The organism is Dictyobacter kobayashii, from assembly GCF_003967555.1.
Classification (GTDB): Bacteria; Chloroflexota; Ktedonobacteria; order Ktedonobacterales; family Ktedonobacteraceae; genus Dictyobacter; species Dictyobacter kobayashii.
This window is the reverse complement of sequence record NZ_BIFS01000001.1, coordinates 3,428,559-3,447,273: the sequence shown is the minus strand read 5'-3', so window position 1 is coordinate 3,447,273 and position 18,715 is coordinate 3,428,559. Positions and strand designations below refer to the sequence as shown.

Sequence of the window (18,715 nt, the reverse complement as noted above, 5' to 3'; positions counted from 1 at the left end):
CCCCATAGATGAGAGCAGTGCGACTATGGGGCTGAACATTCACATGCCCCCAGCATGCCAGTCCCCATTAAATCCCCTCCTCCCTCCCACCGCAGGCGGGATACATGAGGTATGTTATACCCCACAAAAAAGTAAAAGATCATAAGGGCGCAGGCACTTCTTGTCGCCAGCTGACCAGGCGAACAGCAAGCTTAATGGGTTGTATTAAGCAAGATACGAAGCTCATCAATCTGGGTATCCGCCAGCGTAGCGATTCTTTCGAGGGAACGCGAACAGAGCTGCAAATCATTGCTTAAACACGTCAGGGCTACTATCCACTCAGCGAAGTGAGCTTCAAAATTTGCGACACTGGTACCCCCAAAAGTATGGTGAAGGTTATTGTTGAGTGATTGAAGCCGGATCAATTCCTGTGACAACACCACATAAATGTTATGGGCATTATGAGCAGCCTCGTGGAGTTTATGAGGCTCGATACCTATGGCAATCATAAGAACAATCTCCCTCGGGAAACAATCATTTTTTTATTCTGCATGAGTTACAACCAGTTATCAAATGGAACGCAGCTAAAAGCCTGTATATCAAAAACAAAAATGCATCCACAAAGAGCTCCCGGATACGGGACAAGTCAGAACACATCCCATCGCCATACCAGGAAGATTCTTTGTAAATGCATTAATCACAAAGTTAGATGTTGAAGGCCCCAAAAACACGTAACTATCTTTCAATAGAGTAGCTCATTCCTGGAACTTAACCATCGTGATGCCATAACGGTTAAGTTTATATCAGGATTTGATTAAGTTTATACTGGAATTTGATTCAAAGTAGAAGTCTGGGATTCAACAGTATTGTAGAGTGTGTTCAGGGCTGATTGAGCCGTATCAATCTTCGAGATAAGGCCAGCGAGATCACTGGTCCAATTGCTTAAATGCGCATCAAAGGTTGAAGCGGTTGAACCTGTTAAGGCTGCGCTGGCCAACCCAGCCAGGCTGCTGATAGCACTGCTCTGTCCATCAAGAGCACCGCGGATATTGGTGATGCTTTGCACAAGCGAGTAAAGCTGATCTACGTCAATAGTATTAGCCATGGTTCAATTTCTCCTTTAAGTTGATTATTATTAGCAATAAACTAGTATTTGTGCTACGTAAAAGACTGTAATCTCATATACAGCTTTTTTTGTATCTCCTACTGAAAATGAGTATAACACTGCCATTGATGAGAGTCAATACAAAATTCTAGCAATTATAGCATCTTTAATATATTTTAATTATATTATATTGACATAATAATATTAACTAGACATAATACTAAAAGTCTCAGTAAATCCGAGCAAAACAACTAGAGATGTGTCTTATATCTTGTATATCATCAATGTATTTTATTTAATATTTGACATGAAAATACATACACCTTACAGCCTCAAATGTGTATTTCTTACCCAGCAAAAACTTTTATACAATGATAAAATGTTCTCAAAAATAGTTAGTGAGAGCGTCACACCCCAAGGATGTAGAAGTGAAATTACATATTCATATGAGCCCTGCTGATACCCTGGCGGCACAGCCCGGGGTTGAGGATGTTTATATCGTCATCGACCTGATAAGAGCCACTACAGCCATCACAACTATGTTTGATCAAGGCGCAAAGCGCGTCTTTGCCGCTGATACGGTTGAGCAAGCCAGGAAGGCTGCTCAGTTAAAACCAGGACGCCTGCTATGTGGAGAGCGCAATGCTCAGGCACTCCCAGATTTCGATTATGGGAATTCGCCCGCACAATTCGCACAGAGTGACCTCAGCAACCAGGAATTAATTCTCACTACAACTAATGGCACCCGTGCCTTCTACGCCTGTCCTGAACAGAGTATACGCCTGGCAGGTTGTTTCTATAATGCCCGAGCAGTCACTGCGTGTGCCCTGCGTTACGCACGCAAGCAGCACAGCAATATTTCAATCGTCTGTGCCGCCGAGAACGGCTTTTTTGCCCTGGATGACGCTGTCTGCGCAGGATATCTGGCACAGGAGATCCAGCATCAGCAACCCGATATTAACTGTCATGAAAGCGTTACAGCGGCCAGGGGACTCTACCAGCTCTATCCTCCATCCATCCTGCCATCCCATTGCCATTCGGCCCAACAGGTAATTGCCGCCGGAATTGGCGATGATATCGATTTCTGTATGCGACAAAATGCCAGCGACAGTATCGCCCAGATCGTGGGGAAAGAGCACGAAACAGGACTCTTAATTCTAGAGCGTATCGCAAACGATCCAGGATGAGATCAAAAAAAACGGCAAAAGACGAAATCCACCCGCATACTCCATCCTTTGGAGGAACGCTCACTTCAGTAGTTCATGCTATGCTCTCTGAAAAAGGTGGACTTATTTTTAGAGCAAAAGATCAGGGTCATGTAATTAAAAGCAACAGGCAGACAATTACAGGAGTCCAGTTCATGAGGATACAGGATGAACAGAAAGTGCAGCAATGTGCACTCGCGAACATAGAGGCTTCTTTAACCCTTGCGACAGCAGGAACGCTCTGTGTGTATGCTGGTTCAAGCCGCATACGGGCTGGCATCAATCTCATCGTAGAGTCTACAGTAGTGGCACAGATAGCACAGGCCTATGATAATCTGGTCAGCGAACCACCCCACGAAGATATGTATAATGTAGCGATTACAGAACCCGTACGGCTAACCCTCACACCTACGGAAGTAGACTTTGAAATTGTATTGCAGGATCTGACCAAACACCTTCTCTATTTGTATTCGGCCTTGCGCAACCTGCAACTGTCTTATGCACGTTACCAGGCGGCCAGAGAGACTATGGATACAAGCTATCAAAATCCATCCAGTGAAATATTTCAAGATGCCCGTGTTTTTGCCACTTTACAAAGGCAGGCTATCTGGCGCCACCTGATGCTATGCATCAATTTGCATAACGATACGCTGATGAGCGCTTCACGCGTCAACCTGTTATGGCACAAATTCAAACAACAGTTGCCCAATCAGAGTACATTTTCCAGCCATGAGATCATAGAGGTCATTACCACCGTCTGGCAAGAAAACGCCCCCGAGATTGCAGAATACAATTTACCAGCCTTCGGCATTAAAACGCCACTCGCCATACTGGACCTACTCGCGATCCAACCCGCGCAACACAGACCAATCTTACTGCTCGACAATAACTGGCATAAGAGCATGGCCCAGCTGGAACAGGTCTATCATCAAACCCTCGAAACATTCTACGACGATGAAGGTGAGTAGGCTACTCTCGCCTTCTTTTTTTGCTCCATTATCGCACCACACTATCTCTTCAGCATAGCGTCATTTCCTGTTTCTTCTATTTAATCAATAATACATTCAAATGCAACAATTTGACAAATAGAATTTAAAATGTTATACAATATGCAATATATTGTGCGAGTGAGCAGCGAGCAATAATTGGTATCCATGGTTAATGGGAGTTTATGCCTGGGTCAATTAGTCCTTTTCCAGAGGATAGGCGGGCTCTGCATTGAGGATTCGAGCTGTAGGGGGTTACAGACTGCCAGCAGAGCAATGTGGACAGTGTGGGGGAGTCAGAAAGGAGACTAACTTATGACCAGCCATCCATATCACACTACTCAATCATCAACAGAGCAAAATATCGTTTCAACCGATCAACATCCAATTGTCAGGCAAGCTATCTTAAATGATATTGCGCGCAATGCAATTATCGATGATGAAATGCTAGCACCGCTAAGTATGAATATTGAAGTAGATGATAAGGGAACAGTCATTATCAATGCTCTCGAACAGGATGCCCGAGGAACGGTGACGGATCGCCATCGACGTGTAATATGCGTTCCACAGGAAAAGGCCTACCAACGCATCGTCGATGCCGCCCAAAGAAAAATTGGGCTCCTCGAACAACTTTATGAAGAAAATCGGCGGGAAGCACAGAGCTGGTTTAATCGTAGTTTTCTCACTGCAATAGTTGAGGCTATAATTATTACCTTCTCAATCTTTCTACCTATACTTTTGTACTCACTACAGCTTAATGCTCACATACTCTCAATAACTGGCCTGGCCATTGTTATCAATGTGATCAACGCCTGCATCACGGCCTGGGTCTTTTATCAAACCAAACAGGCCAATGATCGAACCGATCTCTACCTCTGCAGTCTCAATGAAGTACGCAGTTTTTCAACCATTACTCATTTTATTGCTCAGCTTAATATAGATGACCAACATAAACATCTGCTGCAAAAGACCTTAATTTCAACGTCATTGGGACTCTCAACCCGGCAGATAGCAGTTGAGTCTAAGCACTATCAAACCGAGCCATTAGCAGACGAGTAAGTCTTCCACAGATGATGGATGAGGATGTAGCAATGTCCAGGATGGGCTAGGAGGGGTATGGGAGCACAATGGAAAAAAGAAGCAAAGCAAACCCCGTCTCCAGGCGCCAGATCAACGAGTCATACCTCCCTGACGAGGATCTGGCACTTGAGCAAATGTATCAACAGAGCCGCTTTGAGGCCCAGTGCTGGTTCTTCACTAGCCTGATTATCGCGGTTATCGGTACCATATTCATTTTGGGAACAATCCTGCTCTTTCTCCTTTTTACCAATGCCATCTTCGTAAATAGTGCTGGAAAATGGGCGCTCACGATCGCCAATATTGTGACCGGTGTCACCCAGCAATTGATTATCACCCAGGCGCGGGCCGCCAATAGGCGCGCCGATCATTATGCCAGGGAGCTACGCAAAGAAGCGAATGAATTGAATGTCTACGAGATTATTCGTGTAATTTCATCTTCCTTGCCAGAAGGGGATGAGCGCAATAATTTGATTGTACAGACCATTACAGAAGCTTTAATGCATCGATCAGCCTCTGAATTGCCGCTTCCATCCAAGATGGCGGGCACGCCATATCGCAAACCTACATCTAAGCGGCCAAATGTATAAGAACGCAGATCTTTTCCGCGAACCTTTTGTGTATCCAACTCGTAATGCCTTCGGAGCAGAAAAGTCACTCAATATCAGCGATTATTCGGCCAATAAATATAAATTACGGAAGGATACAGCTATGCGTTCTCTAAGCCTTAGTACCACACAGACACTACGCTGGTCACAACCCAATCCATTTAAATGCTATCATGAACTGGTAGGAGGAAATGAGGCTTTTGTAGTTTTGCAGCAATCAGGTATCTTCACTACCCGTCATGCCATTGAAGCGGGCGATCAACGCTGGACCATTGAGACGGTCGACTTCTGGCAAAATCTGGTGATAGTCTCCAATGGCTGGACGGGGGAAGAGGTTGCCCGCTTTAAAAAGAAATACTGCGGTGATGTCGATCTCTGGTTTAAAGATGGTAGACACTTTACCTGGACCGGACCCTGGTGGAGCTATAACCGCCTCTGGATCGATGGAGAAGGACATCCCCTGCTCCACGTTGAGAATTGCGGTAAGGACATGGGCATCGTCCCTGCGGCCTTCACCCTTCCAGAACTGCCCCTGCTATGTGGGCTGGGACGTTACTTATCCGTTCTACAGCAGAGTATGACAATGATGGCCATTATCATCTCAGTTTTCGCTACCACTACCAGTGCTAACCATCACATGTAATGGCATCAAGTTTATTGATAGGGGAGATGGCCTCGTGAGATCCATGTGGATACCATGAGGCCATCAAGCTGCTTAGTCATCGATCTTTATTACTAATTTACCAAAATTACGATTGTCAGCCATCACATTATGGGCCTTAGCGATATCACGCAGTGAAAACACTTCTTCAACAATAGGAATGACTTTCGCACTGGCTAAAAGTGGCACAACGTTGGTCGCAAAACGGCGCGTAACCGCCAGTTTCTCCTCCAGCGTGCGCGAGCGCAAAGTACAGCCACGTATCTGAAGGCGCTTGGCCATTACCACCCCCAGATTAACATCGGCCTGCGAGCCTCCCAGCGTTGCCAGGAATACCAGGCGTCCCCAGGCAGTCAGGGCGTCAAGATTCTGTTCCATATATGATGCCCCAACGAAATCGAGCACGACATGGACTCCCTCACCCCTGGTCAACTGTTTAATTTCTGCCGCAAAGTTTTGATCTGTCATGCCCACTTCTAATCCCAGAGCTTTTGCGCGCTCCAGCTTGCTAGCAGTACGGGAGGTACCATACACTGAGGCTCCCACAGCGTTGGCCAGTTGAATGGCCGCAGTGCCCACGCCACTGCCAACGGCATGCACCAGCAGGCGCTCGCCCATCTGTAATCCTGCCTGGGTAAACAGGGCATCGTGTGCCGTCATAAAGACTTCAGGGACAGAAGCTGCCTGAACAAAATCCAGATTCTCCGGAATTTCCACCAGCATCCCTTCATGTGCCAGCAGATACTCAGCCTGGGCGCCACCACCAGTGATACCCATCACACGCTGACCCGGCTTCCAGAGCTGGACCAGGGGTCCAATAGCATCCACCTCACCTGCGAACTCCATGCCAGGAATGTCCGCGGGCGATCCGGCCGGGGCTGGATAAAAGCCCGCTCGTTGTGCAAGGTCGGCCCGATTCACGCCAGCGGCACGTACACGCACGCGTACCCAATCAGCCGTTGGCTCTGGCATCTCTCTATTCTGAACTTCTAAAACTTCAGGGCCACCAGGCCGTGTAATAATAGCAGCTCGCATCGTTCCATATACTCCTTTAACTACGCTTCAATTTTATAAAAGCTGAATGTTTTCACTCACCATTATTGTATGCTATTTGGACTTTCTTGGCCTGAAATCTCATGCGTACTCCCTTGCGTACGTGCGCAGACGCACCCGAACTGGTTTTATGGTTGGTGCAGAAATACGTGCAGCGCACGTATTTCTGCACCAACCATAAAAATTTTTTGAAGGACTAAGACGTGAGATGCATTTCGGGTAGAGCTTCTTTGGAATAAAAGCAACAATCACAAATAGCATAAAAAAGCGAATGCCCGATAGACACAATGGTGCTATCGGGCATTCGCTTTGCCAATGTATAGAAAAAGGGGAAATGGATTACGCAGGCTGCTGTGTGGCCTCGAACTCGAGGTTCAATTTAACTTCGTCGCTTACCACAGCGCCACCGGTCTCCAGCAATGGGCCCCAGGTCAAACCGAAATCTTTACGGTTGATCTTAGCCTGTGCAGAGAAGCCAGCGCGATTCAGACCATAAGGATCTTTAACATAACCGGAATATTCAACGTCGAAGGTAACGGGTTTGGTGACGCCATGCAGGGTCAGATCACCTGTGACTTTGAAATCACCCTCATTGCCCTCAACCTGTGTGCTCTTGAAGGTTACTTTTGGATAGTTCTCAACGTCAAAGAAATCAGCCGAGCGGAGATGTCCATCGCGGTTAGCATCATGTGTATCAATGCTAGCAGCATCGGCCTCAGCCTCAACCCAGGAAGCAGCAGGATTGGTCTCATCGAGATTCAATGTGCCGCGAACGACATTGAACTGTCCACGAACAGTGCTCACCACCATGTGGCGAACGGAAAAACCGATATGTGAATGCGAAGCATCAATGGTCCAAGCCATGGAAATAATCCTCCAAATAGCAAACTATGTAAATGTTAGTCACTTAATTAACATTAGTAGTAGAGTAACATACATACTTTCTTTTGTCAAGTGACTAATTTAATATTAGCACACTTTCCAAAGGGATGTAACCATAAAAATAGAAAAATAAGCAAAAATAAAGGGCACACCCGATAGACTTTATCTATGGGTGTGCCCTTTATTGACGTTGTGTTACGTTGATTGCCAGAGTTCTGCTTTTAGAAAACTAGAAACGTGAACGACGCTGTTTGCGACGTGCGGCTTCAGCTTTCCGTTTGCGGCGAGACTGTGGACTCTCGTAGTATCTACGACGGCGGGCCTCAGCAAGGATACCCGCGTTTTGTACTTTACGATTGAATCGTTTCAGCGCAAGTTCGAACGATTCACCGGCTTGAATGACAATTTCGCTCATGGATGTTACCAGCGCGATCGGCGATCGCCACCGCGGCTCGCGGTACGAGGCTGGTAGCAATCACTGCAATAAACTGGGCGATCTTCGCGGGGTTGGAAAGGAACCTGAGCTTCATTTCCACAACTTGCGCATATCGCGGTATACATCTGTCTTGGTTCGCGATAACCACCGTCATTGCCACCGCGTGAAGAGCGGGAGCGATCACCCATGCTGCTCTTGCGCGCAGCACGGCATGATGGGCAACGTGACGGATTATTGGTGAGTCCACGGCTAGCGTAAAATTCCTGTTCGCCAGCGGTAAAAGTGAATTCCTGATTGCAATCTCGGCAAACCAACGTCTGATCTGTGAATGACATAAATGCTTCTCAATTCTTGGGTCTAAATCCCATTATAGCTCTTCTTCTGTAATGCACAACTCTCACGGATCAGCCAGTGAGAGCACCTAAGTGCTATACAGTATCTTGGGATTATACCATACCTTGTCATTAAAAGCTATCTCTTTTAGATCTTTTTCCTATTAGTCAGAAAAATTTCCAATTAACTTTTTTTGACCAATACAGGGGTTTAGTTAGCCATGATATAATCAGCTCAAAGTACAGTATAATTTGCAAAGGATAGAAACAGCATGTTCACCCTCAATGACATACTGCAAGGTACTGCTGGTAAGGCTCGCGTGTCGAGTAGTACTGCACCCGATCCACAACTTGTCTTTCGTTCAGCGCATCATGATAATCGCCAGATTGAACCCGGGGACCTGTTTATCGCCCTGAAAGGGGCGCGGGTTGATGGCCATCGCTTTATTCCAGCCGCCGCTCAAGCAGGAGCGATCGGGGCTCTATGTACAGAGGAAGCAGCAGATGTGCCCCCTGACTTTATCCAGATTGTTGTGCCGGATGTGGTTGAGGCGCTGCATGCGACGGCGCGGGCCCGCACCCAGCGGCAACCAGAGACAACCTACATCGGGATCACTGGTAGTAATGGCAAGACCAGTACTAAAGAAGCAATCGCGACGGTGTTAAGTCGTTTAGCACCGACCCTCAAAACCCAGGCCTCCTATAACACGGAGATCGGATTTCCCCTGACACTGTTACGGCTAGAGCCTCAACATCGCTATGCGGTCCTGGAAATGGGTGCTCAATGGGTCGGAGAGCTAGCCTGGCTCTGTACGATCACCAGGCCCAACTGGTCAGTCATCACAAATGTAGGTTCTTCACACCTGGAATACTTCGGGTCCCAGGAACGCATTGCGCAAGCGAAAAGCGAACTGGTACAGGCATTAACCCCCGAAGGAATTGCTATCCTCAATTACGATGATCCCAATGTACGCGCCATGAGCCAGAAAACCCAGGCCCGTATCCTTTCCTATGGAACTGCTGAAGATGCCATAGTACGCGCCAGTGAGATTGGAGGCGATACCCTGCGGGGGCAAACCTTCACCTTGCACTATCAGGGGGAGCAGAGCAGAGTGCAATTGAATATTCCTGGTGAACATGGCATTACGATTGCATTGGCAGCCGCAGCAGTGGGATTGGCAGCCGACATGCCTCTGACAGAAGTCACAGTAGCACTGGAACAACTGAAAGCCTTCAAACGCCGGGGAGAGATCAAAGCTGGTCCCAACGGTAGTACTTTAATCGACGACAGCTATAACGCTAATCGTCAATCCATTCTGGCTATCGCCAAAACGATGCATCAGGCACACATCGATGCCGATGGCAAACGCTGGGTGGTGCTGGGAGACATCCTGGAGCAGGGTGCTTATGCACACGATGAACACTATAATACAGGCATCGCTCTGGCAGAACTGGTAGATTATATCATCGCGATCGGCGATCATGCACGCTTCTTTGTGGAAGGAGCGATCGCAGCAGGAATGCCAGCTGCCAATACCTTCTACTTCGCAGCCAGCCTGGACAATACAGCCGAATTAGAAGCGGCCAAGCAAGCAGCAGCAGATATTTTGAAAGACCAGGTAAAAAGCTCAGACCTGGTATTGCTCAAGGCTTCATTAGGTCTGGGAATGGATACGTTACTTGCCATGCTACAGGCGTAACGTATCCGTGCAATAGAAAGGGTACACAATGACACAAAAAAAGATCCGTGTAGGGATTGTCTTTGGGGGCCGTTCCGGCGAGCATGAGGTCTCACTGGCCTCGGCCAGGGCGGTCATAGATAATCTGAATCCAGAGAAATACGAAGTGGTGCCGATCGGCATTACCAAGGCCGGTCAATGGCTACTGGGTACCGAGCCCGCCAAACTGATTGCGGCCGGCCAAAATGTGGCACATGAGTCAGCCGAGACGGCGCAGACCTTCACCAGCGTAACCTTTACCGGCGACCCTACCGTGGGACATCTCATCCCACTTGAAGGTCACAATAAGCTAGGAGATGAAGGGAAACTGGACGTTATCTTCCCGGTCCTACATGGCACCTATGGTGAAGATGGCACCCTCCAGGGTCTGCTAGAGATGGCCAACGTTCCCTATGTGGGCTGTGGCGTTCTGGGTGCCGCAGTGGGAATGGACAAAGAGAAGATGAAAATGATCTTTGAGAGCGCCCACCTCCCCAATGTCAAATACCTAGTCTTCCGGCGCAACCAATGGGAACGTTCACCAGAGACCATCCTGGACCAGATCGAAGCGCAACTGGGCTATCCCAATTTCGTTAAGCCGGTCAATCTAGGCTCCAGTGTTGGCATCAACAAGGCCCACAACCGCGAAGAGCTTGAACATGCCATGCGGGTCGCAGCCGAATACGATCGCAAAATTATTATCGAGCAGGGTATCAACTGCCGCGAATTTGAATGTGCGGTGCTGGGCAATGACGAACCTATAGCATCGGTGATCGGCGAAGTCATCGCCAGCAACGAATTCTATGACTACAAGGCAAAATACATCGATAATCAATCAAAGGTCATCATACCCGCCGAGATTCCTCAGCAGACCGCTGAAGAGATGCGTCGCTATGCTATCGAAGCCTTCCTGGCCCTGGATCTGAGTGGCCTCTCACGTGTAGACTTCTTCATCGATAAAGATAGTGGAAAAGTATACATCAACGAGGTCAATACACTCCCAGGCTTCACACAGATCAGCATGTATCCGACGCTCTGGCAAGCCAGCGGTCTTCCCTATCCAGAACTCCTGGATCGATTGATTGAACTGGCCATGGAGCGCTATGATGATCGTCAAAGGAACCGTACAAGTCTCTAAATTCGAACTAAAAAGGAGCGAGTATGGACCGTACCACTATTCGTTCAATGACCGTTGAACCATTAAATATTCCACTACTCGAGCCATTCGCGATCGCTACAGGCAGCGTAACAGAGGCCCGTAATGTACTTATTACGCTAACACTGCAAGATGGCAGCGTGGGCTATGGCGAGTGTGCCCCATTTCCGCCCAGTACCGGCGAATCGCAGGAGACAGCCCTGGCGGCCGCCAGGGGCTGTATTGACCTTCTGGTAGGACAAGATGTAGCCCACTGGCGTATGCTCTCTAAACTTGTGCATAGCCTTTATTTCACACAAAAAACTGTTTGTGCGGGCATCGAGATGGCTATTCTTGATGCCCTGACACGTTCCTATGGCATTCCACTCTATGCATTCTTTGGCGGCGCCAGCACGCGTGTTGAAACGGACATGAGTATACCGCTGGTCACGCCTGAACGGGGTTATCAATTAGCGGAAGAGACTGTCAAGCGTAACATCTCAACCATCAAAGTGAAGGTCGGAGGCGATCTACGGGAGGATGTCAATCGCGTCGAAGCCGTACGCAGCGGCGCACCGCATCTGGGCATCACACTGGACGCCAACCAGGGCTACACACCCAACGAAGCCCTGCTCTGCCTGGAAGCTTTAGATGATCGCGATATTCGGCCACTCTTAATGGAACAGCCTGTGCATAAAGATGACCTGGCCGGACTACGCTACATCATGCAGCATACCAGTGTCCCAATTGCCGCTGATGAGAGCGCAAGCAGCCTGGCCGCTGTCTCAAACATCATCACAACGAAATCCGCCAATGTAGTCAATATCAAACTGATGAAAACGGGTATCGTTGAAGCAATGGATATCGCGGCCCTCTGCCGAGCGTCACATATGCAGCTAATGATTGGTGCCATGATTGAGTCACGCCTCGCCATCAGCGCATCCGCGCACTTTGCCGCCGGCCTGGGAGGCTTTCGCTTTATCGATCTGGATACCCCCATGCTCTTAGCTGAAGACCCCTTTAGCGGCGGTTATGAACAGATTGGAGGCATCTACGATCTCTCAGAAATCGAAAGTGGCCTTGGCATAAGCTTGCATTAAAATATTTTTAGCCGTGCTCTCCCGTATTGCTCTATTGAACCTGACCGGTCAGGTTCAATAGAGCAATACGGGAGAGCCCTCAGAGGCATACCTCAATCAGCTAGCGATATGCCTGGGCCTGCAAATTAAATAGCTCAGCATAGCGACCATCTAAGGCCATCAACTCCTGGTGAGAGCCATGTTCCACCATACCACCATGTTCAATGACAAAAATGCGATCAGCCAGGCGTACAGTGCTAAAGCGATGACTGATAAAAATGGCGGTTTTTCCCTCGGTCAGATGGCGAAAACGGGTAAACACATCGAATTCTGCCTGTGGATCAAGCGCGCTCGTAGGTTCATCCAGAATTAAGATACGCGCGTCCCGCATAAAAGCACGAGCCAGGGCCACTTTTTGCCATTCTCCTCCGCTCAACTGCTTCCCCCTTCAAACCAGTGGCCCAACATCGACTCATAACCCTCGCTAAGACCATCGATCACAGTATCCGCCCCACTTTTACTGGCCGCATCCTTTACTTCAAGCAGATTATCGATATCGGTCACGCGTCCCAGTCCAATATTTTCACGGGCCGTCATCTGATATTTCACAAAGTCCTGAAAAATCACCCCTACATATTGACGCAGCTCAGCAAAATCATAATTGCGAATATTGTGGCCGCCGATCAAAATCTCACCCTCATCTGGATCATACAGGCGTGTCAACAACTTTACCAGCGTGGTCTTGCCAGCCCCATTGCGACCGACCAGCGCGATCGACTCGCCCGCGCGCACCACAAAACTTATATGGCTCAAAGCCGCCTCGGTCTTCCCAGGATACGTAAAGCTAACATCGCGAAACTCAATATCCAGTCCCCGGCCATCATCTGGTAGTGGCACCGGCACCGGATGCGCTGGCGGCACAATGGCCGGTGTATAGGCGAAAAATTCGAACAGCGTATTCACAAACAAGGCGTTCTCATACACATTCGAAATACCATCTAGCAGGCTCTGAAAGCTTGAACCAGCCTGGATAGAAGCCTGGGTATACTTGGTTAAGGCACCAAGCGTTATACGGCCCTGTACGGCCTGTAGAGCCACATATAAGTAGATCCCCGAGTTCGCCGCCACCGTCAATGAGGACCAGAGAAAATTATAAAACTGCCGTGGCACCAGAATCTTCTTGCTGTCCTCATAGAAGCTATTCATAAAGCCAATGTAACGACCAATAAAGAAATTTCCCAGGTTAAATAACTTGATCTCTTTATTGTAATCATCCACGGTCATCACATTGTTGATATATTGCATTTTACGGCGCGCGGGCGCTTCATGGCGCATCAAACGATAGCCATACCAGCTATAGCGACTGCCAGCAATAAATGATGGGATAGGCAGGACAAAGGCAATGATCGCCAGCCACCAGGCCAGTTGCAATAACAGGAAGAGCATCGAAACCAGTGTGATTGTGGTGCGCAGCAGGTCAAAGGTTTGTGAGATCATCGAGACTGGCTTATAATTCGCCTCATTTGTCGCCCGGCGCAAATTATCATAAAAATCTGCATCTTCGAATGAAGAAAGATCCAGCGTATTCGCTTTACGTAAAATTAAGAGCTGAATATAATTGGCCACCCGATCTTGCAACAGTTGCTGCACCACCGTATTTAAACTTGTCAACGACCGATCCAACAAACTCACCAACAGTTGTAAACTGACCGGTAACCAGATAGGTGAGATCGAATGCACACGAATACCATGAATCACGCTATCAATTACCAGTTGGGAGATCGATACAGTAACAACCGGGGTAAGGCCACGTAGTATACTCAAAACACCCAGACCAATCGTCATAGAAGCACTGGCCGACCAGACAAGCGCAAAGACGCGGGGCAGACTGGCAAAAGCTGTAAAAACCTGAGCGAGGCTAAATTTCTCATCAGAAGATTTGGATTTGGTAGCAACCATGCACAACTCCCATCATGTAGAGAAAAAAAGATCACAGCAACACGATGCTCAAATACCAGACTCTTTAATAGCTCTGGATGAGTTTTTTTACATCGCTTAAACAGTATACACAACAAAATGGCATATGATAAGCAATACGTGTGCTTCTAAATATGCATCGGGCGTGCGTGAGCTCAAGCTCCCAAACCATTTATGGTATAGAGTGCGCAAAAATTGGCATGTGCCAATTTTTGCGCACTCTATACCATACTATTAGCATCCAACAGTCAGGAATTACACAGAAAGCAGCAAAAACTGTACAGTTTTCCCTTGACATCGACCATGAACAGCTTCTATACTACAGTAGAAGTTTTGAATGTTGATCCACTAAGTCAACAATAGAAGGCAAAATACAAGGAGGCCAGATAAATGTCTGAGTATGCACATCCAGAGGCACTCGTCGATTCAAGTTGGGTGGCGGACCATCTGAACGATCCTAATGTACGTCTAATTGAAGCTGACGAAGATGTACTGCTATACGAAGTTGGTCATATCCCTGGAGCGGTCAAACTGGACTGGCACGTCGATGTTCAGAATCCTCTGAGCCGTGATTTTATCGACCAGGAAGGACTTGAGAAGCTCTTTGGTAATTGGGGCATTAGCAACGATACCACCATCGTACTCTATGGCGATCGCAACAACTGGTATGCTGCTTACTCATACTGGCTGTTCACCCAATATGGTCACAAGAACTTGAAGCTGCTCAATGGTGGTCGCACAAAATGGGAGGCTGAGGGCCGCCCTTATACCAAAGAAGGACCTCATTACGAGCACACCACCTACCATGCACAGCCTGCAGACGAGAGCATCCGTGCATTCCGCGACCAGGTATTGGCTGGATTGAAAGATCCTAACCTGCGTCTCGTTGATGTTCGCTCACCACAGGAATATAGCGGCGAACTGCTGCACATGGTCAACTATCCACAGGAAGGTGCACAGCGCGCCGGCCACATCCCGGGCGCTAAGAACATCCCCTGGGCTGTCACAGCCAATGCCGATGGCACATTCAAATCGGCTGAAGAGCTGCGCGAAATCTATGCCAACAAAGATGTCACCCCTGACAAGCCAGTTATCTCATACTGCCGTATCGGCGAGCGCTCCGCCCACACCTGGTTTGTTCTGACCCGCCTGCTGGGCTATGAGAATGTCCGCAACTACGACGGTTCATGGACCGAGTGGGGCAGCCTGGTCCGCTCACCTATCGAACGCTAAGTTTTTTACAGGGACCCTTTATCGCGTCCCTAACACATTTGACCCTGCTAAAGATAACCTCCTGGCAGGGTCTTTTTTTGTTTCGCCCTCATTTTAACTTTTCGTACAAGATTACGTATGTAATAGCATAATACAGATTTTCAAAGTTATGGCTTTGTACTGTCCGTCCAGAGATCACGAGCAAGCCATACGATGGACATTCTTTCATGTGTAGAGTGTGTTGTGGTGGGCGGCCGCGGCCGCCCACCACAACACACTCCCAACCCGGCGCCGCAGGCGTCAAAGAGGAACATGAAAAAGCCCTGTTTCAAAGTTATGAAGCTCGACTTATATTTTTGTGGCAAGCCTATGTTGCATCCAAACCAGTATGAGACGTAAACAATAATGTCCATTTTAAAGTACGTCTTAGAGTATGTCTTAGAAGGCAGGCAGAAAGATGAATTGTCCTTACTGCGGCGCGGAACTTCGAGATAACGTCCGATTTTGCGGCAATTGTGGGAAGAAAGTAAGTTCGCCCTCAACCTCTTCATCGCCTTCAAATAGCGGGCTTCCTGTGGCAAGCTCTCTTAGCGCAGGTTCACGCTTACAAGGCGGTCGCTATGTGATCAAAAAAATCCTTGGTCAGGGAGGAATGGGAGCAGCGCTGCTCGCAACAGATATTCGTCTCGATGGCAAGTCTGTGGTGATCAAAGAACTGATTTCAGATAATGTGGATCAAAATCAGCGCATGGAAGATGTGCGAAATTTCAAGCGCGAGGTTGCGACCCTGGCCCACATTGATCATCCACTGGTACCGAATGTTACAGATCATTTTCAAGAAGGTGCACGCTATTTTATGGTGCAGGAGTACGTAGACGGAGAAAACCTGGAGGAGCGCCTGAACCGTACCAACCAACCTTTCAAAGAGCGTGAAGCTTTGATCTGTGCCTCAGAAGTTCTGGATGTGCTTGAATATCTCTCGCAACAGATGCCACCAATCGTGCACCGCGATATCAAGCCCGCTAATATCATCATTGGAGCCAGAGATCGCCGCGCACACCTGGTCGACTTTGGTATCGCCCGTGCTGACGAGGTGCGCAATGCGCAACGCAAGCAGACCTCGGCACTGGGAACACCTGGCTATGCGCCCCCTGAGCAGTATCAGGGCAACGCAGATCCACGCTCAGACCTTTACGCATTGGCCGCGACGCTACATCACTTGCTCACCAACCGCGACCCACGCAATCATCCACCTTTTTATTATCCAGCCGTTCGCTCGTTGAATCAGCAGCTCTCGCCCGATATCGAACGAATATTGACTAGAGCATTAAACAACGATATCAACCAGCGCTACCAGAGTGCGGCAGCGATGAAGCAAGATATCGATGCAATCCTGAGACAACGCTTTGGTATCTCTGGCAATATCGATAGCTATACCCTGGGTACCTCAGGTCCAATACAGACTATATCGGCATCCAGTCCTACACAGGCTGCAACACAGCCGGGCACACCGCCAAACATATCGCAACCTACATTAGCCGCGAATAATACGCCACCGACGCTGGTCCCCCACCACCGCCGCTGGGTATGGCTCAAAACGTCAGAGTTGGCGGTGGTGTACCATTGACACCGGTCCAACCCCTTTCGCCGCTTCCCAGTATGCCTATCTCGTCGCCTGGTTATCCCTATCAGCCACAACAGCAGCCACAGCCCAGGAAAAAGAGGCGCGGCGGGTTGATCCTCCTGATTCTGCTACTGGTGATAGTGCTTGTGGCAGGAGGCGCATTTGGAGTTTCCTACTTCCTGACAGGAAACAAAGCCAGCTCACCGATCAGCGTTACGATGATCAAGGGTGAGCCTATCGGTATTAGCGATGGCACGATAGCCCTTGATACCACGCTGGAAGATGGCTCACTGAAAACTCAGGCGGCCCAACAGCTCAAACAAAATCCCAACAACATCAATGCGGCCATCTCGCTCTTAAATGAGGCCACCAACAAAAATTCCAATGATGCCGAAGCACTCATCTATAAAGAGGATATCCATGTCATACAGTCAGGTAGTCCCTATGTGACCCTGGTAGTTGCCACCATGATCAGTGGAGACCAGGTGAGGGTGGGACGAGATGATCTGCAAGGAGCTTATGTTGCGCAGAAAGAATTCAATGATGGGGCCAAACTACGCAACGGGACACTGGTCCGTCTGTTAATTGCCAATACCGGTAGCCAGACCGATACAGTTCCGACCGTGGCGCACCAGATCGTACAGCTCCAGCAGTCAGATCCAACCTTTGCCGGCGTAATGGGCTGGCCATACAGTGGACGCACACAGGCCGCCATCCAGATCCTGAGCCAGAATCATATTCCGATACTCTCACAGACCGCATCCAGTGATGATCTCACCAATGCCTCACCCTACTTTTTCCGTGTTGCACCACCAAACAAACAGCAGGGTATTCAGGGAGCAAAATATGCCGAGCAGACTCTGCATGCAAAGACTATTGGCCTCTTCTATGACCCACAGGATTCCTACAGCCAGAGCCTGGCACAGGATTTTCGTCAACAGTATGAGGGGGTAGACAAAAATAAGGTCTATACGGAGCAATATACGATTGGGAAGGCCGGTACGATTGCCAGTGCCGTACATGATGTCTTAAACAAAAATATTGATCTGATCTACTTTTCAGGTTACGCCACAGACGTCAGTACTGTATTGAGCAACCTCCCTCCAGGAAACTTACCTGTAATGGGAGGGGATGCTCTCTATGAGTTAGGAGGCTATCAGAGTAGCGCTCTGGGTAACTTTAGCCGTTTGCGCTTCACCTCATTTTCGTATCCTGATGAATGGGATGTACTGAAATATAGTGCTCAAAAGCCAGCATTCTTCAATGAATACTCGGCAGCTTTTAATCCTGATGAACAGCACCCTGGAGGCTCATATGGCTTTACGCGTGCAGATAATGATGTTATTCTCTCCTATGATGCAACTGTTACCTTGTTAACTGCGTACGATATTGCATTGAACACAGGGAAACAAAATCCTACCCCTGAGGAAGTACGCCAGGCACTGCTTAAAATCAATGGCGATAATACCATTCAAGGGGTTAGCGGACAGATCAGCATTGGAGCGAATGGAGATCCAATTAATAAGGCAATTCTGATCCTATATGTCGATCAGATGGGTCGCATCCACATGGAGCCAACCTATCTAGGCCGCTTTTTAAAATAGTGATTGGAATTGAGATAATAATAGTATAATGATATCTCTACA

The 18,715-nt window shown here is 48.4% G+C and carries 19 protein-coding genes and 1 pseudogene; 12 read left to right on the top strand and 8 right to left on the bottom strand.

Annotated elements, in window-relative coordinates:
- Window positions 1-191 precede the first annotated feature (191 nt).
- Window positions 192-488: a WXG100 family type VII secretion target gene (locus tag EL645_RS15115; protein ID WP_126551294.1), complete on the bottom strand. Its 297-nt coding sequence runs from the start codon at window positions 486-488 to the stop codon at window positions 192-194.
- 311 nt (window positions 489-799) lie between these two features.
- A complete protein-coding gene (locus EL645_RS15110) occupies window positions 800-1,084 on the bottom strand; it encodes a hypothetical protein (protein ID WP_126551293.1) in 285 nt (94 codons plus the stop codon).
- 428 nt (window positions 1,085-1,512) lie between these two features.
- Between EL645_RS15110 and EL645_RS15105 the strand changes: the two genes are divergently transcribed.
- From EL645_RS15105 to EL645_RS15085, 5 genes are all read left to right on the top strand, one after another.
- Entirely contained in the window at window positions 1,513-2,271 is a 759-nt protein-coding gene (locus EL645_RS15105; protein WP_126551292.1) for a 2-phosphosulfolactate phosphatase, read from the top strand.
- A 173-nt stretch (window positions 2,272-2,444) separates the two neighbouring features.
- The gene (locus EL645_RS15100) at window positions 2,445-3,257 is read left to right on the top strand and encodes a hypothetical protein (RefSeq protein ID WP_126551291.1); all 813 of its coding nucleotides are present in this window, start codon (window positions 2,445-2,447) and stop codon (window positions 3,255-3,257) included.
- Window positions 3,258-3,590: 333 nt separating this feature from the next.
- Window positions 3,591-4,334 (top strand): hypothetical protein, encoded by a 744-nt coding sequence (locus EL645_RS15095; RefSeq protein WP_126551290.1) that lies wholly within the window; start codon window positions 3,591-3,593, stop codon window positions 4,332-4,334.
- Window positions 4,335-4,402: 68 nt separating this feature from the next.
- On the top strand, window positions 4,403-4,942 hold the full coding sequence (locus EL645_RS15090) for a hypothetical protein (RefSeq protein WP_126551289.1): 540 nt from the start codon (window positions 4,403-4,405) through the stop codon (window positions 4,940-4,942).
- 121 nt (window positions 4,943-5,063) lie between these two features.
- Window positions 5,064-5,603, top strand: a complete 540-nt coding sequence (locus tag EL645_RS15085; RefSeq protein ID WP_126551288.1) for a hypothetical protein — start codon at window positions 5,064-5,066, stop codon at window positions 5,601-5,603.
- 72 nt (window positions 5,604-5,675) lie between these two features.
- Here EL645_RS15085 and EL645_RS15080 read toward each other — a convergent pair whose 3' ends face one another.
- The 4 genes from EL645_RS15080 to EL645_RS15065 all read right to left on the bottom strand — a co-directional run bounded on the left by EL645_RS15080 (window position 5,676) and on the right by EL645_RS15065 (window position 8,327).
- The gene (locus tag EL645_RS15080; protein WP_126551287.1) at window positions 5,676-6,656 is read right to left on the bottom strand and encodes an NAD(P)H-quinone oxidoreductase; all 981 of its coding nucleotides are present in this window, start codon (window positions 6,654-6,656) and stop codon (window positions 5,676-5,678) included.
- 357 nt (window positions 6,657-7,013) lie between these two features.
- A complete protein-coding gene (locus EL645_RS15075; RefSeq protein ID WP_126551286.1) occupies window positions 7,014-7,538 on the bottom strand; it encodes a YceI family protein in 525 nt (174 codons plus the stop codon).
- Window positions 7,539-7,785: 247 nt separating this feature from the next.
- On the bottom strand, window positions 7,786-7,971 hold the full coding sequence (gene rpsU, locus EL645_RS15070; protein ID WP_126551285.1) for a 30S ribosomal protein S21: 186 nt from the start codon (window positions 7,969-7,971) through the stop codon (window positions 7,786-7,788).
- A gap of 5 nt (window positions 7,972-7,976) precedes the next feature.
- Window positions 7,977-8,327 carry a zinc-ribbon domain containing protein gene (locus tag EL645_RS15065; protein WP_126551284.1) on the bottom strand — a complete coding sequence of 117 codons (351 nt, stop codon included), beginning with the start codon at window positions 8,325-8,327 and terminating at the stop codon, window positions 7,977-7,979.
- Between the two features lie 269 nt (window positions 8,328-8,596).
- On the opposite strand from EL645_RS15065, the gene EL645_RS15060 reads away from it, so the two are divergent.
- Genes EL645_RS15060 through EL645_RS15050 form a run of 3 tightly spaced genes read left to right on the top strand, consistent with a single transcriptional unit; the run spans window position 8,597 to window position 12,277 of the window.
- Complete coding sequence (locus EL645_RS15060) at window positions 8,597-10,024, top strand: UDP-N-acetylmuramoyl-tripeptide--D-alanyl-D-alanine ligase (RefSeq protein ID WP_126551283.1); 1,428 nt, start codon at window positions 8,597-8,599, stop codon at window positions 10,022-10,024.
- 28 nt (window positions 10,025-10,052) lie between these two features.
- Complete coding sequence (locus EL645_RS15055; protein ID WP_126551282.1) at window positions 10,053-11,180, top strand: D-alanine--D-alanine ligase; 1,128 nt, start codon at window positions 10,053-10,055, stop codon at window positions 11,178-11,180.
- Window positions 11,181-11,203: 23 nt separating this feature from the next.
- On the top strand, window positions 11,204-12,277 hold the full coding sequence (locus EL645_RS15050; RefSeq protein ID WP_126551281.1) for a dipeptide epimerase: 1,074 nt from the start codon (window positions 11,204-11,206) through the stop codon (window positions 12,275-12,277).
- 100 nt (window positions 12,278-12,377) lie between these two features.
- Here EL645_RS15050 and EL645_RS44180 read toward each other — a convergent pair whose 3' ends face one another.
- Together EL645_RS44180 and EL645_RS44175 are read right to left on the bottom strand one after the other, a co-directional pair.
- Entirely contained in the window at window positions 12,378-12,692 is a 315-nt protein-coding gene (locus tag EL645_RS44180; RefSeq protein WP_126551280.1) for an ATP-binding cassette domain-containing protein, read from the bottom strand.
- Entirely contained in the window at window positions 12,689-14,215 is a 1,527-nt protein-coding gene (locus tag EL645_RS44175; protein ID WP_126551279.1) for an ATP-binding cassette domain-containing protein, read from the bottom strand. Before EL645_RS44175 ends, EL645_RS44180 begins: the two co-directional genes overlap by 4 nt.
- Window positions 14,216-14,623: 408 nt before the next feature.
- Here EL645_RS44175 and EL645_RS15035 point away from each other — a divergent pair, with 408 nt between their 5' ends.
- The 4 genes and pseudogenes from EL645_RS15035 to EL645_RS15025 all read left to right on the top strand — a co-directional run bounded on the left by EL645_RS15035 (window position 14,624) and on the right by EL645_RS15025 (window position 18,673).
- On the top strand, window positions 14,624-15,466 hold the full coding sequence (locus EL645_RS15035; RefSeq protein WP_126551278.1) for a sulfurtransferase: 843 nt from the start codon (window positions 14,624-14,626) through the stop codon (window positions 15,464-15,466).
- Window positions 15,467-15,902: 436 nt separating this feature from the next.
- A pseudogene (locus EL645_RS45435) lies at window positions 15,903-15,968 on the top strand (zinc-ribbon domain-containing protein); the annotation flags it as partial.
- A 99-nt stretch (window positions 15,969-16,067) separates the two neighbouring features.
- Window positions 16,068-17,072 (top strand): serine/threonine protein kinase, encoded by a 1,005-nt coding sequence (locus EL645_RS15030; RefSeq protein WP_170207705.1) that lies wholly within the window; start codon window positions 16,068-16,070, stop codon window positions 17,070-17,072.
- Window positions 17,033-18,673, top strand: coding sequence for an ABC transporter substrate-binding protein (locus tag EL645_RS15025; protein ID WP_126551276.1), 1,641 nt, complete (start codon window positions 17,033-17,035; stop codon window positions 18,671-18,673). The genes EL645_RS15030 and EL645_RS15025 overlap by 40 nt, the downstream gene beginning before the upstream one ends.
- Window positions 18,674-18,715 lie beyond the last annotated feature (42 nt).